Raw genomic sequence first — 24291 nt, forward strand, 5'->3', positions numbered from 1 at the left:
AACTGTATATTAGCAGTTAACAGATGCCATGTGAGCGATTAGGTCAAGAACCTTGTTAGAATAACCGATTTCGTTGTCGTACCAAGATACAACTTTAACGAAAGTATCAGTCAAAGCGATACCAGCTTTAGCATCGAAGATAGAAGTGCGAGTGTCACCCAAGAAGTCAGAAGAAACAACTGCATCTTCAGTGTAACCCAGAACACCCTTCAATTCGCCTTCAGAAGCTTCTTTCATGGCAGCGCAGATTTCAGCATAAGTAGCCGGTTTAGCCAAGTTAACAGTCAAGTCAACTACAGAAACGTCCAAAGTCGGAACACGCATAGACATACCGGTCAGTTTGCCGTTCAAAGCCGGGATAACTTTACCTACTGCTTTAGCAGCGCCGGTAGAAGAAGGAATGATGTTGCCAGAAGCAGCACGACCACCTCTCCAGTCTTTCATAGAAGGACCGTCAACTGTTTTCTGAGTAGCAGTTGTAGAGTGAACAGTAGTCATCAAACCGTCAGTGATACCCCATTTGTCGTTCAATACTTTAGCGATAGGAGCCAAGCAGTTAGTAGTACAAGAAGCGTTAGATACGAATTGAGTACCCTTAACATAAGTCTTTTCGTTAACACCGCAAACGAACATCGGAGTGTCATCCTTAGAAGGAGCAGACATTACAACATATTTTGCACCTGCTTCGATGTGAGCCTGAGCTTTGTCTTTGCTCAAGAACAAACCTGTAGATTCAACTACGTATTCAGCACCAACTTCGTTCCATTTCAGGTCAGCCGGATTTCTTTCAGCTGTGATACGGATAGCCTGACCGTTAACAATCAGCTTGCTGTTTTCAACATCTGCTTCGATAGAACCGTCGAATTGGCCATGCATTGTGTCATACTTCAGCATGTAAGCCAAGTAATCTACCGGGCAAAGGTCGTTGATACCTACGATTTGAATATCGTTTCTCTTCATTGCAGCGCGGAATACGAAACGTCCGATACGTCCGAATCCATTAATACCTACTTTAATCATTTTGTTTAAACTTTTAAGGGTTTTATAATGTTTAAAATTAAACTTTCAAACTTTTTCTGCATTTCTTTTACGAATTGCGGTGCAAAAGTAAGAAAATGTTTTTATATTCGTATCCAAAATCATAATTAAATAATTGAAAAGATGGGAAAAAGTTCATTTTTACAGGAATTTAAGGCTTTTGCCATGAAAGGCAATGTGGTCGATATGGCTGTCGGTGTCATCATCGGAGGTGCGTTTGGCAAGATTGTATCCTCTGTTGTGGCTGATGTGATTATGCCTCCTTTGGGTTTGCTGATAGGGGGTGTGAATTTCACCGATTTAAAATGGGTGATGAAGCCTGCTGAAGTGGTGGACGGCAAGGAGATAGCCGCTGTAACGCTGAATTACGGTAATTTCTTGCAGGCCACTTTCGACTTTCTCATTATCGCTTTCTCTATTTTTATGTTTATTAAGCTGATAACCAAGCTGACCGAGAAGAAAAAGGCAGAAGAACCTGCCACACCGCCGGCACCACCTGCACCCACTAAGGAAGAAGTGTTGCTCACCGAGATTCGTGACATTTTGAAAGAAAAATAATTCTCGACTGCCCGTTGGTATAAGGGCTGTCTGCAAAATGTAAATATCCTTGGAAGATGATCAGATTTCTTCCAAGGATATTTATATTTGTGACTTTGTAATAATTTTATGGGTGGAGCCTGAAGCGTTCTCACTTTATCAGTTCTTTCATTTTTGCTTTCAGCGAACCTTTACCGTAGCCTGCCCATATATGTTGCACCTTTCCTTCAGGCGAAATCATTACATAGTGAGGGATGCCTTTTACTTGATAGCTGGCTCCGAGTTTGGTGCTTCCTTTGCGGAGTTCATTCCATTGGTTACCTTTCAATTGTTTTTCGGCTATAAACTTTTTCCATTCGTCTTTGGGATCTTGACTGATGCTTATCACTTCCATCCTGCCTTTATACATTTCGGTGATCTCTTCCATTTCGGGAAGCGATTGTACACATGGACCGCATCCCTGACTCCAGAAATCCAATAAAATATATTTGCCTTTGAACTCGGTCAAGTGGCGGACATTTCCATCCAAATCGTATAAATCACCATCTACCATTTCATCACCCACGTTCACTTCTTCCGGCAGATTTAAATAAGCAGTAATAAGCTGTCCTGTTTCGGTCTGCTTGTCGGCTTCGGACATGCGTGTGTAGAGCGAACGGATTAAGTCTTGATTGCCAAATTTCTGATTGTATTGCAAAAAGGAGCAAAAGAGTTGATATTTGTCCAGCCATACAGGCGTAATCGGAGCTTTTTTCATGTAGTTCAGTTCGGCCATGTAGACAAGGCTGTCCAATGGATTGCGCAATGCACGCAAGGAATCTATCTTTTTCCAGTCAAGACCTTGTTCTTTTTCAAGCCGAAACAGGTCATATTCCTGAGCCGTCCATTGCATAATGCGTTTTCTTTCTGAGGAGCATAAAGCCATAAAATCATTGGATGCTTTTTGCTGGGGTATGTCACTGCTGACGTTCCATAAAGGAAGGAGACGGTCGTTTCCTGTTATGTGGATGTATTTTCCGGATTGTATCCATACATTCAGCAACATGCCGGGGAATCCTTTGTCATTGGATAGTAAGAATAATTTTTTAGGGGTTACACCGCTGATAGTATCTTGGAAAGAGAATTTTCCGTTGATTACTGTATCTTTTTGGATGGTTGTGAGTAGATTTCCGTTTTCTTTCAATAGTAGAATTACCGTACTGTCCGGTACATTCGTCAGCTCTCCTTGCATAAGAAATTCACCTTCGGGCACTTTGGGGGTAGAGGAACAACCAGCCAACAGTCCTCCTGTCAGCAGGAAACAGATAGTCATAATACGTCCTTTCATTTTGTCGGTTTTTAGTTACACATTATGTTGGCGAAATAATAAAGCTAAAACCTTGATTTTTACAAATACTATATCCCCAAACTCGTATGCAATATTCGTAAAATTTTTAGTCATCTGCAAGCAAATGGTAGGAAATTTGATTAACAATCAGGATAATGACTGTTTTTGAAACTTTTTCTGATTTTTCCAACTTAAAGATTGTTGGAATTCCATGTATAATTAGATTAAAGTATGATTGGAAAATAAATGTGCAATAGCTTGTTCTTAGAAGAGTCTGAAGAACGTAGAAAGTGTTTTTTAAACGTTCGTTTAATGTTCGCAAAGATAAGAGGTATTTTTGAAATGAACAAAGTGTTTAATAAAAATATTATCTCTGTTATTACAATGTAGGGTTTAAGTGTTTGTGTATTAGTTAATTATCGTTTTTATATATTATTTGAAGTTTCTATCTGTTTTTCTGTATTTCAATAGTTCTCTATTCTGAAATATTGACGTTTTTTAAACGAACGTTTAAAAAACACTTTTTGCTTTTAACTCATTCGTTTGCAATGCTTTATAGACGCTAAACTAACATCGTACGGTTTGAATGGTCAGAAATGTCCCGTTCAAACCGCGAAGCGCACCCTAACCCGAAGGATTCCTTTAAATTATATTACTTTTAAGTGTCTGAAACACAGAAATATTGGTTTGCTGCCCGCACTCGTGACAAGCAGGAGTTTGCCATATGCAAATCCCTTTCCCGGTTGAAGTCTGAGGAGCATTTGGATGTCGATTATTACCTTCCCACCCGTATTGTGGTTTCCCAGTTGAAGTACCGCCGCAAGCGCAGTGAAGTCCCTGTCATCCGCAATCTGGTCTTTATCCGTACCACCAAGCAGACGGCCTGCGACCTTTCCAATGTCTATGGCGTGCGTCTTTTCTATATGAAAGACCTCTTCACCCGTTCCATGCTTGTGGTTCCGGACAAACAGATGTCCGATTTCATGTTCGTGATGGACCTGAATCCCGACGGTGTCAGCTTCGACAATGTCTCCCTTGTTGTAGGCGACAGGGTGCGTGTTGTCAAGGGCGATCTCACCGGTGTTGAAGGCGAGGTTGCCACAAATGCCAACAGGACGTATGTCGTTATCCGTATCAAGGACATCCTGACCGCAAGTGTCAAGGTTCCCAAATCTTATTTGAAGATAATCAAGTAATAATTCAAACATTGTTTTCAAGAAACAATAATATTCCATCAAAATCCCTTTCTCAATGAATAATTTGACTTCTCGCGCTCTTGAGCTCCAGCGTTTGGCTCACGAGCTGATTTATCTTGGTGTAGACGGTGAGCCTATCTATTCAGACACCTTTTGCCGTTTGAATAAGGATGTCCTTCTGCAGTGCGATTCTCTTTTCTTGCTCCGGGGTAGCACCTCCGATGAAGAGGCCAATCTCTGTCTGGCTCTCCTTTTAGGTTATAATGCCACGATTTATGACTACGGTAATAAGGAGCGTAATAAGCAGTCTGTGCTTGATCGTGCTTTTGAGGTGCTCGAACAGCTTCCCGCCTCCTTGCTGAAAGTGCGCTTGCTCACTTATTGCTATGGTGAGGTCTATGAAGAGGCCCTGCTTCGTGAAGCCCACGAGATAATAGGAAGCTGGGACAATACCTCACTGTCCTCCGGACAGGCCGAGATCATTGAAGAGCTTCGTAACATTGAGGAGAACCCTTATCCTTACGAAGTGATAGAATAGGAAGAAAATAGAACTAAACTAAGACTTTTATATTTTTATGGAACCAATTGAGAAGGATGATCATTTCATTCCCGACGGAATGAATGCCTTTGAGCGTAACGTAAAGCGCATCGGCGACTGTATTCTGGCCCTTGGCGCGCTCATTGTTTTTTCTCCTTTATTTTTACTCTGTTATATAGCGGTGAAGCGTGAAGACGGTGGTCCCGCTATCTTCAAGCAGGAGCGTATCGGGCGTTTCGGTCGTCCTTTCAACATCTATAAGTTTCGCAGTATGAAGCTGGACGCTGAGAAGCATGGCCCGGCCCTGTATGCCGGTGAGGGAGACTCCCGTATGACTAAAGTAGGCCGTTTTCTTCGCGACCACCACTTGGATGAGCTTCCCCAGCTTTGGAACGTGTTCTGTGGTGATATGGCCTTTATCGGTCCCCGTCCCGAACGTCAGTTCTTTATCGACCAAATAATGAAGGAGGATCCTCGCTATCGTTATTTGTTCCAGATCCGTCCGGGCGTCACATCGTATGCCACTCTTTACAATGGCTATACCGATACTTTGGAGAAAATGCTCCGCCGTCTGCGTTACGATTTGTTCTATCTGGAACACCGTTCTTGGGGCTTTGACATCAAGATACTTTTTATGACGTTTATGAATATAGTGTTCGGGAAGAAATTCTAAACTATTTTCCGGGATAAGCAGAATCCTGTTAGGAAGTCTCGATATTTGTGTTTTTTTGTAACTTAGTTTTTGGACGCGGTAGTGTTTACTATTTTATAATATTTGCTTGTATTCATTCTTTTCTGCATGTATAGTATATATTTATTTATAGTTGCGTAACTATTGCTTTTCATACTTGTGTGTTATTCTTAAGATGTTTTTTTGTTATCAAATGACTTTAAGGTTAAAAAGAAACGGACAATCTAATTTATCTCAGACTGTTAAGCGTAATATTATAATGTCAATAGGAATTAAGACTGTTGGTGTTTTTGTATCTTTATTTATTGTACCTATTACGTTAGGATATTTGTCGGAAGAAGAATATGGAATATGGCTGACCTTGTCATCTATGCTGGCATGGATTGTTTTTTTTGATATAGGGCTAACGAACGGATTGCGTAATAAACTTACAGAAGCTTTGGCTGTCAAGGATAATGAACGTGCAAAAATATATCTAAGTACCACGCTTTTCCTATTGGTGAGTTTGATGTTTGTATTGCTCGTAATATTTGGACTATGTTGTGGCTTTATAGATTGGCAAACAGTTTTCAATTCAAAAACTATTTCATTAGAAACATTAGGAAAAGTTGCATTTTATACTATTACTTTTTTCTGTATCCAATTTGCCTTAAAAGTTGTTACTGCACTTTTCTATGCAACACAGTGTGCGGCTATTGCCGACTTTCTGAATATGCTTGGCTCTTTGGGGGCTTTGATTGTGATTTGGTTATTAACGTTAGTAACTCCTAAAGGTAATTTACTAGCTATTGCTTTAACATTTTCGATTGTTCCGGTTGTGGTTTTAATGATAGCCTATATTATCGTTTTTGGGGGTAAATATAGAAGTATAAGTCCATCTGTTAAGTATATAAAATTTAAATATACTAAGGATCTTGTAGGCCTTGGTATTAAGTTTTTTATCGTTCAAGCTGCAGCTTTAATTCTTTTTACAACTTCAAACTTTATTATAACTCAACTTTTTGGTCCTTCGGAAGTAACTATGTATAACATAGCATTTAAGTATTTTTCAATAGCAACGATGGCTTTTACTGTTTTGATGGCTCCCATGTGGAATGCTTATACAGAAGCCTATGTTAGAGGAGACTATATTTGGATGAGGAATGCTTTTCATAAAACTTTGTTGATTTGGGGAAGTATTGTACTTTGTTCAGTGTTAATGTTAGTCTTTTCTAGATGGGCATATGAATTATGGGTTGGTGTGAAAGTGGCTAGTCAGATTCCAATTTCTTTGTCTATTGGATGTACTCTTTTTGTTACCATAGCAAATTGGGGTAATGTAACAGCAATGTTGCTAAATGGTATTGGTAAGATTCAAATTCAGTTGATTGTTGGTAGTTTAATGGCTGTATTATATATCCCTTTATCTGTGTTAATGGGTAATTATATAGGAGTAGCGGGAGTTTTGTATGCTTTATGCGTTGTATCACTTCCTGGGGCAATACTTGGAATGGTGCAAGTAAACAAAATACTAAATAGGACTGCTGGAGGAGTTTGGGCTAAATAATAAGATTGAATGAAACAAGATATATACATATTCGGAGCCGGAGGACTTGGTAAAGAGACAGTATGTCTGTTACAAGATTTACCGCAATATAATGTTGTGGCTTTTGTAGATAAAGACGATATCACTCGTACTAGCGTGGTAGCTAATGGTATTCGTTTTCCTATTATAAGTGAAATGGCATTTGAGAAACGTTGTATGGAAGATAGGCGGGTTTGTGCTGTTATTGCGATAGGGAAGCCAGGTCCTAGATTTAGTGTAGCTCAACGGTTTGGAGATCTTTGTCTGTTTCCAAATATCATTCATCCTAGTGTAGATTTTGTAGGGCAAGTAAGCCTTGGACGAGGAAATTTGATTGCTCACCATTGTTTCTTTACCGATAATATACAAATTGGAGACTTTAATTATTTCAATGTTTTCAATTATGTCGGGCATGATGTTGTTATCGGTAGTTATAATTCAATACTCCCTTCTTGTAATATATCGGGATGCGTGACGGTTGGAAATCGAAACCTTATAGGTGCACAAGCATTCATAATTGAAGGGAAACATGTGGGAAATGGCAATTCTATTGGAGCTGGTAGTGTAGTTTTGAAGCCAATAGAAGATTGTTCCACATGGGTTGGCGTGCCTGCCAAGGAAAAGTTGTGAATTTTATAATTTAATTAATAATAAAAAGTTTAAGTCATCTTGTATATTCTTAAATGGATTACTGGACAGTTTAAACGCTTGTAGCTTATGAAATATCCTGTATACCAGCCATACTTTAATGGCAAGGAGAAAGAGTTTGTTAACGACTGTATTGATTCGTCATGGATATCATCCAAAGGAAAGTACGTTGAACGTTTTGAGAGAGAATATGCTGATTATATCGGCGTGAAGTACGCGGCTTCAGTGTGTAATGGTACGATGGCGTTACATTTAGCTCTTATGGCGCTTGGCATTGGAGAGGGAGATGAGGTTATTGTTCCAACATTTACTTATATTGCTTCGGTTAACACTATTATTTATTGTGGTGCTACTCCTGTTTTTGCAGATTCTGAAAAGGATTATTGGCAATTGGATCCTGCGGGTTTAGAAGAACTTATAACTCCTCGCACCAAAGCAATCATGCCTGTACATCTCTATGGACATGCTTGTGATATGAAATCAATTTGTGATATTGCTCGAAAATATAAGTTATTTGTTCTTGAGGATTGTGCGGAAGCCATTGGTACAACTATCAATGGGCAAAGAGTCGGTTCTTTTGGTGATATATCAGCTTTTAGCTTTTTTGGAAATAAAAGTATCACTACTGGCGAAGGCGGGATGGTATTGACAAATGATGAAACACTTTATGGACGTTGTATGCATCTTAAGGGGCAAGGGCTTGCTAAATATCGTCAATATTGGCATGATATAATTGGGTATAATTATCGAATGACTAATATTTGTGCGGCTATAGGAGTAGCCCAAATGACAACAATAGACAATATTCTTGTGAGAAAACGTCGAATAGCACAATGGTATAAAAAATATTTGACTACAAAGGTTGAATTTCATGGAGAACGTCAGGGAACACTTAATACTTATTGGATGTGTTCAATTTTAGTACCCGATTCTAAGGATAGAGATCCATTGAGAGAACATTTGGCTGATGTCGGCATTGAAACTCGCCCTTTATTTTATCCTGTTCATACGATGCCTATGTTTAGCACAAAATACAAACGTTTTCCCATAGCAGAAAATATTGCTCATCGTGGAATAAATCTGCCGTCTTATCCCGGATTGAATGAGGGGGATGTGCGATTCATTGCGGAACAGGTTAATAATTATTTTTGCAATGATTAAGGTTGTTGTCCATACAGAGGGGCTTCTTGGATGGGGAGGAGGAATTGACTTTCTGAAATATTATCTTTCAATTCTTAATCAACTTGAAAATATTAGGACGATAGTAGCTATACCTTATGATCAATATGATCAAAAGATAATTCGTTTGATTAAAAATTGTGTCAAGAAAATTGTAGGCTATTCAACTTGTAAATGTTATGATTATGGCACATTTTGGTCTGATTATCAAAATATTAAAATTCAAATGTATCGTAGAGGTTCGATACCGACTTGTATGCAAGAGGCAGATGTCGTTTTTTTGAACATGAGTCCTATTAAGAATGTGAAACGCAATAAAATCATTGGTTATATTCCGGATTTGCAGCATATTCATCTTCCATATTTGTTTACAGAAGAGGAGAGAGCTTCTCGTAATAGACATTTTATCAAGATGATGAGGGAATGTGGAACTATTTTTGTGAATTCACAACATACCTGCAAAGATTTGAAAGAACAATATTTGGAGGAAAGTAAAAAATGTAATTTTTTTTCAATGGATTTCTTGCCGTTTGGAAGTAATCTTTATGATGTATTAAATGTTAATATCGAAAAATACAAATTGCCCAAACGATACTTTATGTTTTCCAATCAGTTATGGGTACATAAAGACTTGCCAACAGCTTTACGAGCTATGAGGCTGCTGTTGCAAGATGAACGGTATAAGGACGTAGAATTGATATGTAGTGGTGTTACCTATGATTATCGTAATCTAGATTATTGGGGACAGGTTGAACAATTGATACAAGATTTAGAGATTCAAAACCATGTTCGCTTTTTGGGTTATATACCTAAAAATGAGCAATTAGCAATTTTGAGAAGTAGTATTTCGGTGATTCAAACAACATTGTTTGAAGGAGGACCTGGTGGAGGAGCAACGTATGATGCAGTGGCATATGGGGCTTCTGCTATAATATCAGATATTGAGATAAATCAGGAAATTGAAAACGATAGAGTTAGCTTTTTTAAAGTTGGAGATTCCGAGGATTTATGCTTAAAAATGAAAGGACATTTGGATCATCCATTGAAACCGTTGCCGGTCGCAATTGTTGAGAAGCAGTGTGAGCTTAATTTCCAACAGGCTTGTTTTGATATTGATAAACTCATAACTGAGGTTGCACAGTGTAATGATAAATGTTCATCCGTCTAAGAACTAGAGACCACTCGTTTATAAACAGTAAATAGATTTTTTTATGAAACATATCGCACTCATCACCGGCATCACCGGTCAGGACGGCTCTTTCCTTGCCGAATTTCTTCTTGAAAAAGGATACGAAGTACATGGAACCATTCGTCGTTCTTCAGTAGATTATCGTGAACGCATTGCCCATCTTGAAGGCACTCCAAACTTCCATTTGCATTATGCCGATTTGGGAGATTCCATGAGTATCATGCAGATTATCGGAAAGATACGTCCTACGGAAGTTTATAACTTGGCTGCACAAAGTCATGTTCAGGTCAGCTTTGATGCGCCGGAGTTTACGGCAGACGTGGATGCCACAGGCGTATTACGTGTGCTGGAAGCCGTTCGTCAGAGTGGATTGACGGAAACCTGTAAGGTGTATCAGGCTTCCACTTCGGAACTCTATGGCAAGGTGGAAGAGGTTCCGCAGAACGAGAACACGCCTTTTCATCCTTATAGTCCGTATGCGGTGGCAAAGCTCTATGGCTATTGGATTGTGAAGGAATATCGTGAGGCTTATAATATGTTTTGTTGTTCGGGTATTCTCTTTAACCATGAGAGTGAGCGCCGGGGCGAAACATTCGTTACACGAAAGATAACTTTGGCTGCTGCCCGTATTGCACAAGGTAAACAGGACAAACTGTATTTGGGTAATTTGTCTTCATTGCGCGATTGGGGCTATGCTAAAGACTATGTGGAATGTATGTGGCTTATTCTGCAAAACAAGACTCCGGAAGATTTCGTGATAGCCACAGGTGAGCAACATTCGGTTCGGGAGTTTTGTCAGTTGGCTTTCCACTACGCAGGTATCGAACTGGAGTTCCGGGGCGAAGGGCTTGAAGAAAAAGGCATAGACAAAGCTACGGGACGTGTGCTGATAGAGGTGTCGGAGGATTTCTATCGCCCTACGGATGTGGTGAACCTTTGGGGAGATCCCACTAAAGCCCGTAAGGAGTTGGGATGGAATCCGATGAAAACTTCGTTTGAAGAGTTGGTAAGTATCATGATGAAACATGATATGGAAAAGGTGGCAGTGGAGCGCGTTGCAGGACATATCCGTACCAATCTTGCGGAGTATTTGGAAAAGGGGATTGTGAAATAAGTTGCGGGATACAAATTTGATTATTGCAAGTACCACTTGGTATGTTTTTCTCTCTCTTATCAAAGAGAATGTGTATTTTGTGAAATATATCACAAATAATCATGCTGCCGGTCAATATATTATATAAGCCTAAACCACCTTTGTTCGAAGCTCGGGGCCACGCCCTGAGACGTGGCCGAGCAGTGAATGATGATAGGCGTGGCGGTTCTCATCGGCCTATGCAGGAGCTGAGACCGAATACTCCTGCCAGTGCTGTGGCTACCGCTACAATAGATTTGAGGATGATACCCCATACTGATTTTGATTTTGCGCTCATGTGATTTTAGTGTTTAATGATTAATACTTGATTTGGTATTTCTTCTCACTGTCGACATTAGCCCAGCGGGTTTTCCTCCTCACCGTTGTCGGGAGGGGTTCCTCCTGACGAACTGCTGTCATCAACGTTATATTGGGAAGTCTCTTTCAGTTGACCTTCCAAATTGATCTGAGCATTGCTCAACTCTCCTGTGGCGCGTGCCCGGAGTTTCAGCCCCTTGACGTTGTCGGCGAGGGAGAATTCGGCGGCTGAGGTTGCACCTTTCTTGCTGACGATGCCTACGGAGAATATGGCGAGATCGTCCAGTTTGACGTTCTTGCCATCCAGAATGAGTTCTTTGATGCATGAAATCATATCGGCAAGCACTCCTTTGATAACTCCGGCGGAGTAGGGAGTGTTGTGGTTTGCCATGTGTTTGGCAAGAGTTTCGATATTGAAGGTTTCTTCAATTACGGGGCGGGCGTACCAAAGTCCTTTCAAAGGGCTTTTCTCACCTGTCATCTGATACTTTTTGTAACGAATCATTGTTTTGTTTTTTTGAGTTATTAACAATCGGTTTACTATCTCTTTGTGATCACGATGCGAAGATATGACACCGCACAGGAGGGTTTGTCACTTTCTGTATGTTAGGGTCTGTTAGCGTTCGTTATAGGTGGAAATAGTTGCTTAGATGTGAAGATATTTCCGTATCTTTGTTCTGTAAGAACTAATGAACTCAAAAGATATGGAGATTTTTAAAATACGTACCTATGGGCGGACGGAACTCGCTCAACTTTATTGTCCGGCCCTTTGTCCTCAAGCCGCTTTTCGTAAACTGAACCAGTGGATAGATTTCCATCCCACCTTGCGGCATGAACTCCATGCATTGGTTCCTTCGGACAGGGTGCGGACATATACACCGGCACAGGTGCGGCTGATTGTTGAGGCACTGGGAGAGCCGGATGTTTAGTTGAGAACTGAAAGCAGAGCGTGAGCAGCCGGGATGTGTAATGTCCGGTTTAGGATTCCTAAAGGTCAACTCTGTGATTGTAAAGTTTAACTCTGCGATTGTAAAGTTCAACTCTGGAAACCTAAAGCAGACCTTTACAGTTGTAAGATTTCTAACTTTCAGGTTTTTCCGTATATCTTCCCATGGCATAGAGGTTAGCCTGTATCTCATCGCCAGTGAGTTCCACCATCCGGTAGCCCCGCTTGCCGCCTGAGCGCATGGATTCGAAACCTTCCTGTTTCAGCACCATGCCTATTTTGACGGGACTCAGCTTTTGGCGGATGCCGGAGTTGATGCGGCAGAGTATCTGGGAGTTGGTGATGAACATACATTTCTCGCCCGGCATTGGACGGCGGTAATGGGTCAATATCAGTTCCTGCTCCAGACAGGGAATTTCGAAATGCCTGTTGTGCAGGTTCAGGGCTTCAATCTCTTTGTCTTCCAGCCAGTAATGGTAGCCGTTTTGCAGTAGGGTGTATGCTTGGGAGTAAACCCCGGCATAGTCCACCGGAAAGTCATAAGGGCTGTCGATATTCTCCACTTCAAAGGGGAGCCAACGGCGGTTTCCGGTGGGGTCGGCGAGGAAGTGAGTGTTGTTGCTGGTTCCGCAAAAGCTGGCTATGTGGTCGCGGTGTTCCTTGTAATGTGCGTATGCGGCGCGCTCGTTGACTACCTTCATGGTGGTAAGCGCCTTTATCTGGTTCACCTCTTGCGTTTCCATTTCGTCCAGTTCCTCCAGGCACACAATGGCAAATTCGGCAAGGGTGAGGAGGTCGTCTTTGGTGATGCGGCGGGCGTTGGACTTCAGATAGAAGTAACGGCGCAGTTCGGGTGAAAGCAGATTGTTGAGCCAAGTGGTTTTATAGATGCCTTGCCGGCCGGTCAGCACCAATATTTCATGGTTCACCACTTCCTTGTCGAAGAGGGCGGCAACCATTCCCACCAGCCATTTCTTGAAGTAGTAGGCAAAGGGAATGGTGTTGTTCCGGACGTGTACGTGGGTGGCAAGTTGCGCGATGTAATCGGTGGTTCCGTCCCAGGGTGGCAGGTTTTTAAAATATTGCTCGAAGGGGTTGAAGGTATCAACAAATTCCGAATCGAGCACTGCCCGTATGTGGGCGGCCTGTCCCGGTTTCGCTTCTTTGCACATACGGCACCACAGGGTATTGACGTAGCGATCTGTGAGTTCTTCGTACTTCCCGCCGCTTCCGGCTGTCAGCACCTCGCACTTGCCGGTTACGGTGTTCTTGCGAAAAGATGCCTGACCGTTGAGAAACTGTTCGATGTCTGCCACCGATGCCATAAACTCCTGCCGTTCATCATTGTTTTGCGACTTGCGGAGTGGAGGAAGAGAGAGGCTGCCATGCTCTTCGATGTTGAGGTAGCAGGAGGCGAAAATGCCTGTCACGTCGCCATTGTAGTCGGCAAAACGTTCTGTTGCCCATTGGGTGGCTACGTTCTGTGCCACTCCGTAGGCGTTGAGCAGATAGCCCATGCGCATGATATATTCGTTGTGGTGATGTTCTGCATATTCCACACCTTCATCCGCAAGGCGACGGCAGGCAGCGTCAATCACTCTTTGCAGACGGCGGTGGTTTTTGGCAGATGCCGGGCTATGCTTGGGCGCGGCAGTTTCCGCATTCCGGCTGAAAGGTACGGCATCGGGATTGAAAAACAGATGCTCGTCGTGTGCAAGTCCGCTTAGGCGGGTGGCATTTTTGCATTTCAGGTCACATTCAAGTCCGGTGAGACGGGTGTAGTACTCGTTAATGGCGGTAAAAGTGCGGGTGTGGAGTCGGTGGTTTTTCTCGCAGTTGTCGGTGAGTCCGGTGTATCGGCAGAGTAACCGGATACCATGTCCGCTGATGGTGACATATTGCAGCAAGGTGTGCTTGTCGGCTTTGAGCAGTTCCAAACACTGTTCCATGCGTTCGGGCGGCACGTGGTCTATGTCTACCGGACAGATTCCTGTCCACTCGCTGATGTTTGCTTTCTGTTTTCCGCCTTCGAAGCGCACGCTGACGGCAAAGCAGGGGCAGGATGCTTTTTCGCGTGCAGCGGCGGTGACTTGTTTTTGCTCCAGATAATAGCGATGCTTTTCGGTGTGTTCGATCACCGCCTGATTGTCGCGGAGAAGGCTGATGATTGTTTTCAGGGGAACCTCTATCGGGCAGGTGTCCGCATAACCTTTAAAAAGACTGACTAAAATATTTTCCATTGTCATTTGTATGAATTTTAAATAATGGCTGTAAAGGTGGGGATAATAACCGGAACTTTATGGCTGCGTGTTTTCCTCATGTGGAAAACATGAGACCGATATTTAACTGAAATTAACTTCGCTGGCTTGAGTTGTTACGCACGACTATTTAATAATTACGTTTTAAAAACGATAAACAATGAAGCAAAATTTCGCTCCCAATGCCGAATTGGGAGAACTCCTGGCCTTGTTGCAGGAAACGGTGCAGGTGTGTGGCAAGCATCTTACGGATCGTGTCATTTGCCAGTGCACCGGCATGAGTAGTAAAACTTATACTGCTTTAAAAGGGGCTCCGTTTCAAACCTCTTGCCGTACTATACAGTGATATGTTTCTACTTGGACGAACTTATCGTCCGAAAAGACTCTGATACCCTGCGTATTGTACTGAAAGAACTGTACGAACGTCTCAAACTGGATTATTGCAACAGGTAGTGCCTTGACACCCTGGCATCGCTCTTGCAGAACTTTTCTTTATGTGCACGCATGAAGAATACATGTTTGAGACTTGGATAAAAAAAACTCTCTCCTGCGCGCGTGAGGGAAAGTTATACAAGGGTGGTGACAGGGTGTCACAAACTACTATTTTTTTGAGTGTTAAATTATTGAATATCAGATAAAAATGAAAATATCAGTAGTAACTGTTTGCTACAATGCTGCGGACACGATTGAAAAGACCATGCTGTCCGTACTTAATCAGACGTATCATGACATAGAGTATATTATTATTGATGGCGGCAGCACTGATGGCACTGTTGAAATTATCCGGAAATATGCTGACAGAATTGCGTACTGGGTGAGCGAACCGGACAAGGGGATTTATGATGCGATGAATAAGGGGATAAAGGTGGCGACGGGGGAATATATATATTTCTTAGGGGCTGATGATCTCTTATGTGAGAACGTATTTTTTTATATTGCTCCATTGTTAACACGTACGCATACTATTTATTATGGAAATGTATATATGGTTAATCAGAAGATAAATTATGATGGACCATTTTCTCGTTATAAGTTAGCTATTCATAACATATGCCATCAAGCTATATTGTATCATCGTAGTGTTTATGATGAACGATTATATGATGTGGACTATCGATTATTTGCGGATTATGTTTTTAATATTCAATCGTGGGGAGATAAGCGTGTTAAATTTGTGTATTTACCTTTTGTTATAGCTGATTTTAATGATTGTGGAAGATCTTCTATTAGGAAGAACGATTTGAGATTCTTAAAGAATAATTCTATGATTATTTTACAAAATTTAGGAATTACATGTTTTGTATATTATCAGGTTGTACATTTTTATTTGAAAGTAAAGTCAATATTCTTAAGCAATGTCTAATCTTGATTTTATAGAATTAGCATATGAGCATTGGGAAGCGTTGCTTTTTTGCATATCTTTTTCTTTTATTTGTTATATTCTAATATTTAAAAGTTGGTATATATCTATTTTAGATCCTTTTGTCTTATCGGCGGTACTGTCTGCATGTGGATTTGGGGTCGTGATTTTCCTTTTTCTATGTAATGCTATTCAATTAAAATACTTTGTAAGCTATTTATTGACCCAATTTGCTTTTATTAGTGGCATGTTGCTATTTAATAGAATAGGATTTAGAAAATTGAAGAATAAATTCTATATTCTTGATGAAAATAAACTGTTACGAATAATATACATTATAGTTATCTTCTCTGTTGTTATAATTCAATTTATAATATATAAAAATATTGGTATTCCTCTATTTATGGATTCGCGTTTGGAAGCTTCCTCTGGTGGAAGTGGAGCAGGGCTATTATTCCGATTTACTACTGTTTGGGGAACTTTGGCTTTACTTTTTTCATTTTATAATATAGAAAAGAAAAATAAACAGCGATATATAGCATATTGTTTCATACTATTTTCTATAATAACTTCTATTCTGAATGGATCTAAAGCTGGTTTTTGGGGACTTGTAACTACTTTCTTTCTATATAGTGTGATATGTTCAGATCATATTCTTTGTCAAATTAGAAAACATGAAAAAAAAATTCTGCTAATAGGTATTGTGGCAGGAAGTTTTGTTGTATTTATCAGTAGTAACGATGAAATAAATTTTATTCAGTCATTGATAGCATTCGGTGAACGATTTATTTTTTCTGGTGATGTATATTGGCAGACTTATCCTAATGGCTATATAGAACGAATAGATGGAAGTCGACCATTTGAAACTATTTTTGTTGATATTTTAGGATCTTATAGAATTATTCCTTGGAATGAACTCCCAGAACCTATGGGGATATCCATTTTCCGTATGCATGTAGATACTGATTTATTGACGGGACCTAACCCTAGACATAATGTCATGGGATATGTACTTTTTGGTATGTATGGGAGCATACTCTTTTCGTTCCTATTGGGAGCAATAATTGGAACTATACATGCTTTGTTTTATAAGGCATGTGATTTGAATCTACTTATTAAATTTCTTATAGTGTTGTCTTATGGATATATATTTGGTTTGGAAGGAGATGTAAGTTATACTATTAGTTTATACAATTCTTTATTTATTGTTATGCTTGTCCTGTTCTTTTTAATACTTTGTTATTATTTGATTTTATCTATTCTTAGGGTGAAAAGGTGTATGTGTAAATGATTTTTTATTCTATTCAGTATGAAAAAAAAAGTAATTTGTGTCTTAGTTCTCTATAATTCGAATGTCGAATTACTTTCTAAAGTTATCTCTGCCATATTGCCTCAGGTTGATTTGTTATGGATTTCGGATAATTCTATCGAACCGTTACATCTACCATTTATTGATGAAAAAACTTCTTGTATTATATACCGAAAAATGCCAGGTAATATTGGTATTGCAGCAGCTCAGAATTATGGTGTAAGGTATGCTATTGAGAACAATTTTGATTATTTATTTTTTTTAGATCAAGATAGTATATCTCCTGCGAATATTATCAATGAACTATTGTTGCAGTATGATTACTTGTGTTCAAATTTCATGACTGTTGGTGCTATTGGTCCAAGAGCATTTAATCGTTGTGAAAATAAGGAATATAGGGGGAATGTTAAAAAGGGAAAGAAAATAAACAATGAGATTACAGAAGTTTCTGAATTAATTAGCTCCGCCTCATTGATAGCTATTTCGAATTTTGAAAAGGTTGGATTAATGGATGAAACGTTATTTATTGATGGTGTTGATCATGAATGGTGTTGGCGTGCTAATTTGAGAATGGGTGGGCGTTTTTTTATAGTAGAAACTATAAAATTGAGTCATCATTTAGGAGAAGGGGATCGCCATTTCTTATGGAAGAAAGTTCCTATACCTACTTGTTTCAGAACCTATTATCAGTATCGTAATTATTTTATTTTATTACGGCGTAATTATGTTCCGATTTATTGGAAAGTCTCTAATGGAATAAAGTATATGGTAAAACTTTTTTATTATCCTCTGTGTGTGCCGCCTCGACTTCTCTATATAAAAAACATATGGAAAGGGATTCGTGATGGCATTATATTAGCATATAGATTTAACATATTACCTATGTGGAAGAAATAATGGCTATGGTTATTAAAAACGAGATACTGTTGCAATGATTTGAATATCTATTTATTTATAACAAGATTACTCCTTTAATTCATGTTTTTATTATTTTATTCATCAAAGGCGCTTGACTAAGTAAAATATGGAGACTTTTTTCATCAATAATTGTGACTGTTTCTCAATGATGAGGGCATTATATTATTTTAGTACATGTTTTATAAAAACAGTTTCTTCTATGCGACATCTTAAGATTGAACACTAAATTAGGAAATAGGATAAATTCCCAAAAACTTGATATAATAATGAACTTATATATTTTATAATGAAATTTTCCGTACTTCTGTCTGTTTATAACAAAGAGAATCCTGAGTATTTGAAAGAGAGTTTAGAAAGTGTATTTTCTCAAACATTGTTGCCATCGGAAGTTGTTTTGATAAAAGATGGACCATTGACTGACGAACTTAACAAGGTGATAGACTTGTATACAAAGTACTATTCTTATCTAAAAGTTTTTTCATTAGCAGATAATCAAGGGTTAGGAAAGGCATTGAATGAGGGACTGAAACATTGCTCTTTTGATATCGTTGTTCGTATGGATACTGATGATATTGCTAAACCAAAACGTTTTGAAAAACAATTGGCTGTTTTAAAAATGTATCAGGATGTGGATGTTGTAAGTGCTTGGGTTGAGGAATTTGAAAAGGACGTTTCTGATATAAAGTCTGTAAGAAAATTGCCAGAATTTCATAATGCTATCCAAAAGTTTGCTAAATATCGAAATCCGATAAATCATCCGGTAGCGGCATTTCGTAAAAGTGCAGTACTATCTGTGGGGAGTTATCGCCATTTCCCTTTATTTGAAGATTACTATTTATGGGTGCGTATGCTGATGAATGGTGCTAAATTTTATAATATTCAAGAAAGTTTGTTGTATTTCCGCTTTTCTTCGAAAGTGTTCAAAAGACGTGGTGGATGGAAATATGCTATAAATGAATTTCGTTTTCAGAAAATGTTAAGGCAGTTACATTTTATATCATTCCCCCAATATATAAGGAATATTTTTGTTCGTTTTTTGACCCGAATTATCCCTAATTCTTTGAGGAAATTTGTGTATAAAACAATACTCCGATAAAATATGGACTACAAAGCAGTTGATATGCAGAAAATTATCGATTATATAGCTTCTTTTTATGGTGCTGTTTCGGTAGATGATATTATTCAAAATTCCGGTGCTGACAAGTTCCGCGTATACCCCGCCTTGTTTGAACTGGAGCAGGCCGGATATATCGAAGTAGTGGAGCGTGAAGAGCTCGGAGCACCATTGGTGGTACGTAGGCGGAGAGATGCTTCACAAGTGTAGTATGACATTATGTGATGCAGTGTGATACTGGTAAATGACGGGTAACAGCGGTTACTTTGTTTTAGGCGCAGCCGAAATCGCTTTTTAGAAGTGGTTTCGGCTGTTTTTATTGGGAATATCATATATCACTCATCTCTAAGGTAAAGAATAGTGCAGAGAGAGCATTTAGACTTGGCGCAATATGCGTTTAAAGACCCTTATAATTTTAGTTTTTGGGGTACTGTGGCATTACAATGTGAGCTTGATATAGAGAAGAATCTTACTCGGCGTATTACTGACTTTCTTTAGGAAATGGGTAAGGGCTTTTGCGTTTATTGGTCGCCAGTATCATTTAACGGTAGATGGTGATGATTATTATATTGATATATAACTTATGCCGGTACAGCCATTAATTCACACCCTATTGAACGTATTGTTTCTATAATATCTTCAAAACGTTTCTTAGACGGCTTTTTTGTTCCGCTTACATATTGAGCAAACAAACTCTGAGAAATATCTAAGCGTCGTGCTATGGCAGCAGCATTCAATTCAGGATGAGCTATAAATAAATCATACAGAGGATTAGATTTCCTTTCCTGAAAGAATCCTTCAAAACTCAAATCTTCATCAAGCTCTCTCCAATGTATTCCGTCATGGCTCGTTGTGAAATTTGCGCGCTGCGCAGGAGTAGCCCATTTTAGCCTTTGGAAATCAGAAAACTTCTCACATGCCTCCTTCCCGTCAGTGGTACGTATCCATACCTCTGTATCAGTTAACCATACCTTTTCAACTATGATATTTTCCATAGCCACTTATTTTGATTTATTAAAAAATTTATTCCAATGCTCTGCTATTACTTCTTGATTTTCTTCTATAACTGATTCTACAAGTTTCAGCTCAGATGACTTCAAGCCATTATTTTTGATTAATGTAACTGGAAATAAAGTAATTTAGCACTTATATCTCCTTTGATTACAGGAACGTGTATAGGCTCATGGTCATTAGCGTAAAACATAAAACGAAAACCAAATAAAATCGCCGCTAACTATTCTATTTTTCTTGTACTAAAATTATAGTCTCCGTAATTTTTCTGACTAAGGGTCAATTTTCTGTCTTATTTTTTTAGTCCTCCAAATTGTATTTTAGCTTTTGATATTTGCGAATTGTTTCCCGTTGAAGGCTTTCAAGTGTGCTGATCTCTATGGATAGTTGGCGGAGCTTGGGATTAGCCTCTTTGAGAATTCGTGCTGTTTTATAATCATAGATTTCCGGTACTATTTCTCCGTTTCTTTTACATTCGTTCAGTAGGTAGGAAGCGCAGGCAATATAATGCTCTTTGAGGGTTTTGCGTCTTTTTTCGAGTAGCGGGCGGTAAGCTTTATCCTCATTGTATATGCGTTGATAGAAACCGTCTAAGGCTACTTTGCGGTCTTTTTTTTGTTCCGTATTGGTGGCTCTTTTGTATAAAGAATCGAGGGTGATATACTCCGGGTAGGATTTCAGTAGTGTTTCAACTTCTTTTTTAGTCTTTTCATAGGCCAATCTCTGAGGTTCCAGTTCTTCAGGCTTTATGGTAGTGGCAAGTTGTACCAGCCGGGGTTCTTGATTGAAGTTTGTAATTTTGTAGAGTTTTTTGCAATACTCAATGTACTTTTCTGTTATTTCCCAATTGTACTGCAAAGTCTTTTCTTGCAAATCAGTCTGTATGTTTGCCAGTGCATTTTCTAATTGAGCGATTTCAATTTGTAGCGAATCTGTCTTGGAAAGGGACTGTGCTGTTATCGGCAATAGGCAGCAAAGAGTAAAGACCGCTGATAGAATGTTTCTTTTCATGATATTAGATGTTTGGGTTAGTAATGAAAGCAAATATAAATTCTTTACTTTATAATTCCAATAATTCCTTTGGTTTTTTGAAGGATAAGCTGTGCGGGTGTTTTTATAGTCTATTTTTGATTAGATAAGGATATTAGACAGACAAGATCAATATTATAATAAAACTGATGAAAACTTCCTTAAATAAAGAACGCCCCTCAAGTATGCTGTCTTGCGACGCGCCTGAGAGGCTTATTATCTTTTGTTATTAAAACATCTGCCTTTTAATTTGTTACAAAGATACGCATTTTTATCTAAACTGCAATGTCTTTTTCTCACTATTTCTTGTTATTCCATATTATTTCATTTTCCCAGTTCTCGAAAAATCCCATTGCATTAAGTGAAATAATGTCCTCATTCTCTGTTAATAACGCTTTTAATTTTTTTTTGAATGGCGATGTCGGATTGGCAGTCTGTAACATATAGTTCAGCATACACAGGAAATAATATAGCTTGCTCCTTTTGGCTGTATCTGGATTGCTGATCCAATCAAGGGTTTTAGAAAAAGAAAGTTTTTCAGGGACTATATTCAAGTCTCTGTTCCAAAGTCTGGCATGATGTGCACAGATATTACGAACATAATTGATTGTATGAAGCCACGAACAGAATGTTTTTGGAGGTAATGCGAAATAGGCGGCAATACCATTTATATCTGCACGTTGCTTCAGCCCTGTGCATATGCGTGAAAGATGATTGAAGTACATCACTTCAATACTCATCCAAGATGGAGGATTTTCCGGTTTGTCATATTTGTCTCTGTAGTGTTGAATAAATACTTCTGCCTTGTTGTTATGTAGTTGTTCCTTGATGTGTTTTTGAATGTCGTTATATACGTCTATTGTAACGGTCTTCCCGTTACGTAGGGTTACGAGTGCCGGAGGATTAAAAATATCTTGTCTGTCTTGCCAATGTGAACCATATTTATGGCTGAGTTGATAGATTATTTGTGTACGAATGGCTATTTCAAGCCGCTCAATGGCATCAAAGACTAATATACGCAGTTTTCTGTCAAATACATACAAGTTGTATATCATCTCCCAAGTGATTCCATCACGAAACGTATCAAGAATTATTCCATTTTCACTTTGTTTGTATGGTAGCATATAAGCGCTGAGGCGGTAGTAACTGATATTAGCAAGATGCCTTTGGGCTCGTCTTTCGTCAGAAAAAATTAGGCCTCTTGATTTCAGTAGTTCAATCTGTTCCGTATATGTTAATGGTGCTTTATTGTAGGTATTCATATTTCTGTTTTTTTAGTAACTGCAAAGATACGATATTTAAGTCGTTTAATTTTTGTGCTCAATCTCATTTTTCTTCGTATCTTTGTGCTCCAAATAATTAACACCTCTGTTTCTATGCAAGAAAAGATTATTATTCTTGATTTCGGTTCACAGACCACGCAGCTTATCGGTCGTCGTGTTCGCGAGCTGAATGTATATTGCGAAATTGTGCCTTACAACAAATTTCCTCAGGGAGATGAGAGTGTAAAGGGAGTTATTCTTTCGGGCAGCCCGTTTTCCGTATATGATGAGAGTGCGTTTAAAATAGATTTAAACGAGATTCGCGGTAAATACCCTGTATTGGGAATTTGCTACGGTGCACAGTTCATCGCTTATACCAATGGTGGAAAGGTTGAGCCTGCGGGTAGTCGTGAATACGGACGTGCACATCTGAATTCTTTTGATAAAGGCAATGTGCTTTTCAAGGGAGTGAAGGAGAACACACAAGTATGGATGAGTCATGGTGACACTATCACAGCAATTCCTGACAACTTCAAAACGATAGCTTCGACAGATAAAGTGAAGATTGCCGCTTATCAGGTGGAAGGCGAGAAGATGTGGGGTGTTCAGTTCCACCCGGAAGTGTTCCATAGCGAGGACGGCACGCAGATGCTGAAAAACTTTGTTGTGGAAGTGTGCGGTTGCAAACAGGATTGGAGCGCTGCATCATTCATTGAAACTACCGTTGCCCAACTGAAAGAACAGCTTGGAGATGACAAAGTGGTGCTTGGCCTGAGTGGCGGAGTGGATTCTTCCGTTGCTGCCGTACTGCTGAATCGTGCTATCGGTAAGAACCTGACTTGTATCTTCGTGGATCATGGCATGCTGCGTAAGAATGAGTTCAAGAATGTGTTGCACGATTATGAGTGTCTGGGACTGAACGTAGTAGGCGTGGACGCAAGTGCCAAATTCTTTGCGGAGCTGGCAGGAGTGACCGAGCCGGAACGAAAACGCAAGATTATAGGAAAGGGATTTATTGATGTGTTTGATGAAGAAGCCCATAAGATAAAAGATGTAAAGTGGCTGGCACAGGGTACTATCTATCCGGATTGCATTGAGTCGCTTTCTATCACCGGAACGGTTATCAAGAGCCATCACAATGTGGGAGGATTGCCCGAAAAAATGCATTTGAAGCTGTGCGAGCCGTTGCGTCTGTTGTTTAAGGACGAAGTTCGCCGCGTAGGACGCGAGCTGGGCATGCCGGATCATCTGATTACCCGCCATCCTTTCCCCGGACCGGGGTTGGCTGTGCGTATCTTGGGTGATATAACTCCGGAAAAGGTGCGTATCTTGCAAGATGCGGACGATATCTTCATTCAGGGCTTGCGCGACTGGAAGGTGAAGGATGCCGACGGAAATGAAACGGTGCTTTATCATCAGGTTTGGCAGGCGGGAGTTATCCTGCTTCCGGTGCAGTCTGTCGGTGTAATGGGAGATGAACGTACGTATGAACGTGCTGTTGCCTTGCGTGCTGTTACTTCTACCGATGCCATGACTGCCGACTGGGCGCATCTGCCTTATGAGTTCTTGGGCAAGGTTTCCAATGATATTATCAACAAGGTGAAAGGGGTGAATCGCGTAACCTACGATATCTCCTCAAAACCGCCTTCCACAATTGAATGGGAATAAGTAATACCAGAAAAGGGGATGAATTTCATTTTGAATTCATCCCCTTTTAGTTTCTTACG

27 protein-coding genes are annotated in these 24291 nt (G+C 39.7%); 17 read left to right on the forward strand and 10 right to left on the reverse strand.

From position 1 onward, the window contains the following. Positions 1-9: 9 nt before the first annotated feature. Complete coding sequence (gene gap, locus NQ546_RS07740; protein ID WP_004289542.1) at positions 10-1020, reverse strand: type I glyceraldehyde-3-phosphate dehydrogenase; 1011 nt, start codon at positions 1018-1020, stop codon at positions 10-12. Positions 1021-1161: 141 nt separating this feature from the next. Here gap and mscL point away from each other — a divergent pair, with 141 nt between their 5' ends. Then, positions 1162-1596 (forward strand): large-conductance mechanosensitive channel protein MscL, encoded by a 435-nt coding sequence (gene mscL / locus NQ546_RS07745; RefSeq protein WP_004289543.1) that lies wholly within the window; start codon positions 1162-1164, stop codon positions 1594-1596. A 130-nt stretch (positions 1597-1726) separates the two neighbouring features. On the opposite strand, the gene NQ546_RS07750 is transcribed toward mscL, so the two are convergent. Next, a complete protein-coding gene (locus NQ546_RS07750; RefSeq protein WP_004289544.1) occupies positions 1727-2902 on the reverse strand; it encodes a TlpA disulfide reductase family protein in 1176 nt (391 codons plus the stop codon). A gap of 662 nt (positions 2903-3564) precedes the next feature. Between NQ546_RS07750 and NQ546_RS07755 the strand changes: the two genes are divergently transcribed. The 8 genes from NQ546_RS07755 (at position 3565) to gmd (ending at position 11021) form a co-directional block, all read left to right on the forward strand. Then, positions 3565-4098 (forward strand): UpxY family transcription antiterminator, encoded by a 534-nt coding sequence (locus NQ546_RS07755; protein ID WP_115615904.1) that lies wholly within the window; start codon positions 3565-3567, stop codon positions 4096-4098. 55 nt (positions 4099-4153) lie between these two features. Beyond that, the gene (locus NQ546_RS07760; protein ID WP_021939850.1) at positions 4154-4636 is read left to right on the forward strand and encodes a UpxZ family transcription anti-terminator antagonist; all 483 of its coding nucleotides are present in this window, start codon (positions 4154-4156) and stop codon (positions 4634-4636) included. A gap of 37 nt (positions 4637-4673) precedes the next feature. After that, entirely contained in the window at positions 4674-5309 is a 636-nt protein-coding gene (locus NQ546_RS07765; RefSeq protein WP_004295517.1) for a sugar transferase, read from the forward strand. A 211-nt stretch (positions 5310-5520) separates the two neighbouring features. Next, positions 5521-6873, forward strand: a complete 1353-nt coding sequence (locus NQ546_RS07770; RefSeq protein WP_039953208.1) for a lipopolysaccharide biosynthesis protein — start codon at positions 5521-5523, stop codon at positions 6871-6873. Between the two features lie 9 nt (positions 6874-6882). Beyond that, the gene (locus NQ546_RS07775; protein WP_004289547.1) at positions 6883-7521 is read left to right on the forward strand and encodes an acetyltransferase; all 639 of its coding nucleotides are present in this window, start codon (positions 6883-6885) and stop codon (positions 7519-7521) included. An 87-nt stretch (positions 7522-7608) separates the two neighbouring features. Then, positions 7609-8700 carry a DegT/DnrJ/EryC1/StrS family aminotransferase gene (locus tag NQ546_RS07780; RefSeq protein ID WP_004289548.1) on the forward strand — a complete coding sequence of 364 codons (1092 nt, stop codon included), beginning with the start codon at positions 7609-7611 and terminating at the stop codon, positions 8698-8700. Then, complete coding sequence (locus NQ546_RS07785; protein ID WP_004289549.1) at positions 8693-9886, forward strand: glycosyltransferase; 1194 nt, start codon at positions 8693-8695, stop codon at positions 9884-9886. Before NQ546_RS07780 ends, NQ546_RS07785 begins: the two co-directional genes overlap by 8 nt. A 43-nt stretch (positions 9887-9929) precedes the next feature. Beyond that, positions 9930-11021 (forward strand): GDP-mannose 4,6-dehydratase, encoded by a 1092-nt coding sequence (gene gmd / locus NQ546_RS07790; RefSeq protein ID WP_004289550.1) that lies wholly within the window; start codon positions 9930-9932, stop codon positions 11019-11021. Positions 11022-11229: 208 nt separating this feature from the next. On the opposite strand, the gene NQ546_RS07795 is transcribed toward gmd, so the two are convergent. Both NQ546_RS07795 and NQ546_RS07800 read right to left on the reverse strand, forming a co-directional pair. After that, the gene (locus NQ546_RS07795) at positions 11230-11337 is read right to left on the reverse strand and encodes a smalltalk protein (protein WP_021939643.1); all 108 of its coding nucleotides are present in this window, start codon (positions 11335-11337) and stop codon (positions 11230-11232) included. A 57-nt stretch (positions 11338-11394) separates the two neighbouring features. Further along, positions 11395-11862: an HU family DNA-binding protein gene (locus NQ546_RS07800; protein WP_004289553.1), complete on the reverse strand. Its 468-nt coding sequence runs from the start codon at positions 11860-11862 to the stop codon at positions 11395-11397. Between the two features lie 199 nt (positions 11863-12061). Here NQ546_RS07800 and NQ546_RS07805 point away from each other — a divergent pair, with 199 nt between their 5' ends. Then, the gene (locus tag NQ546_RS07805) at positions 12062-12286 is read left to right on the forward strand and encodes a DUF4248 domain-containing protein (RefSeq protein ID WP_021939644.1); all 225 of its coding nucleotides are present in this window, start codon (positions 12062-12064) and stop codon (positions 12284-12286) included. Positions 12287-12437: 151 nt separating this feature from the next. Here NQ546_RS07805 and NQ546_RS07810 read toward each other — a convergent pair whose 3' ends face one another. Continuing rightward, positions 12438-14549, reverse strand: a complete 2112-nt coding sequence (locus NQ546_RS07810) for a BT4734/BF3469 family protein (RefSeq protein ID WP_004289555.1) — start codon at positions 14547-14549, stop codon at positions 12438-12440. A gap of 172 nt (positions 14550-14721) precedes the next feature. Between NQ546_RS07810 and NQ546_RS07815 the strand changes: the two genes are divergently transcribed. The 6 genes from NQ546_RS07815 to NQ546_RS07840 all read left to right on the forward strand — a co-directional run bounded on the left by NQ546_RS07815 (position 14722) and on the right by NQ546_RS07840 (position 19472). Then, entirely contained in the window at positions 14722-14907 is a 186-nt protein-coding gene (locus tag NQ546_RS07815; RefSeq protein WP_004289556.1) for a hypothetical protein, read from the forward strand. Positions 14908-15201: 294 nt separating this feature from the next. Further along, positions 15202-15924 carry a glycosyltransferase family 2 protein gene (locus tag NQ546_RS07820; RefSeq protein ID WP_004289557.1) on the forward strand — a complete coding sequence of 241 codons (723 nt, stop codon included), beginning with the start codon at positions 15202-15204 and terminating at the stop codon, positions 15922-15924. Then, positions 15917-17212: an O-antigen polymerase gene (locus NQ546_RS07825; protein WP_004289558.1), complete on the forward strand. Its 1296-nt coding sequence runs from the start codon at positions 15917-15919 to the stop codon at positions 17210-17212. Before NQ546_RS07820 ends, NQ546_RS07825 begins: the two co-directional genes overlap by 8 nt. An 18-nt stretch (positions 17213-17230) precedes the next feature. Further along, complete coding sequence (locus NQ546_RS07830; protein WP_004289559.1) at positions 17231-18127, forward strand: glycosyltransferase family 2 protein; 897 nt, start codon at positions 17231-17233, stop codon at positions 18125-18127. A 307-nt stretch (positions 18128-18434) separates the two neighbouring features. After that, entirely contained in the window at positions 18435-19244 is an 810-nt protein-coding gene (locus tag NQ546_RS07835) for a glycosyltransferase family 2 protein (RefSeq protein WP_004289560.1), read from the forward strand. A gap of 3 nt (positions 19245-19247) precedes the next feature. After that, positions 19248-19472 carry a hypothetical protein gene (locus NQ546_RS07840; RefSeq protein ID WP_004289561.1) on the forward strand — a complete coding sequence of 75 codons (225 nt, stop codon included), beginning with the start codon at positions 19248-19250 and terminating at the stop codon, positions 19470-19472. A gap of 371 nt (positions 19473-19843) precedes the next feature. Here NQ546_RS07840 and NQ546_RS07850 read toward each other — a convergent pair whose 3' ends face one another. The 5 genes from NQ546_RS07850 to NQ546_RS07870 all read right to left on the reverse strand — a co-directional run bounded on the left by NQ546_RS07850 (position 19844) and on the right by NQ546_RS07870 (position 22564). Further along, a complete protein-coding gene (locus NQ546_RS07850; protein WP_004289562.1) occupies positions 19844-20257 on the reverse strand; it encodes a DUF2442 domain-containing protein in 414 nt (137 codons plus the stop codon). A gap of 6 nt (positions 20258-20263) precedes the next feature. Beyond that, entirely contained in the window at positions 20264-20362 is a 99-nt protein-coding gene (locus tag NQ546_RS07855; protein ID WP_259812421.1) for a hypothetical protein, read from the reverse strand. Between the two features lie 14 nt (positions 20363-20376). Beyond that, complete coding sequence (locus NQ546_RS07860; protein ID WP_259812422.1) at positions 20377-20466, reverse strand: hypothetical protein; 90 nt, start codon at positions 20464-20466, stop codon at positions 20377-20379. 107 nt (positions 20467-20573) lie between these two features. Next, positions 20574-21284 (reverse strand): DUF5039 family protein, encoded by a 711-nt coding sequence (locus NQ546_RS07865; RefSeq protein WP_004289563.1) that lies wholly within the window; start codon positions 21282-21284, stop codon positions 20574-20576. A gap of 317 nt (positions 21285-21601) precedes the next feature. Beyond that, positions 21602-22564 carry an Abi family protein gene (locus NQ546_RS07870; protein ID WP_004289564.1) on the reverse strand — a complete coding sequence of 321 codons (963 nt, stop codon included), beginning with the start codon at positions 22562-22564 and terminating at the stop codon, positions 21602-21604. 114 nt (positions 22565-22678) lie between these two features. On the opposite strand from NQ546_RS07870, the gene guaA reads away from it, so the two are divergent. After that, complete coding sequence (gene guaA / locus NQ546_RS07875; RefSeq protein ID WP_004289565.1) at positions 22679-24232, forward strand: glutamine-hydrolyzing GMP synthase; 1554 nt, start codon at positions 22679-22681, stop codon at positions 24230-24232. Positions 24233-24291 lie beyond the last annotated feature (59 nt).

Source organism: Bacteroides eggerthii, assembly GCF_025146565.1.
Lineage (GTDB): Bacteria > Bacteroidota > Bacteroidia > Bacteroidales > Bacteroidaceae > Bacteroides > Bacteroides eggerthii.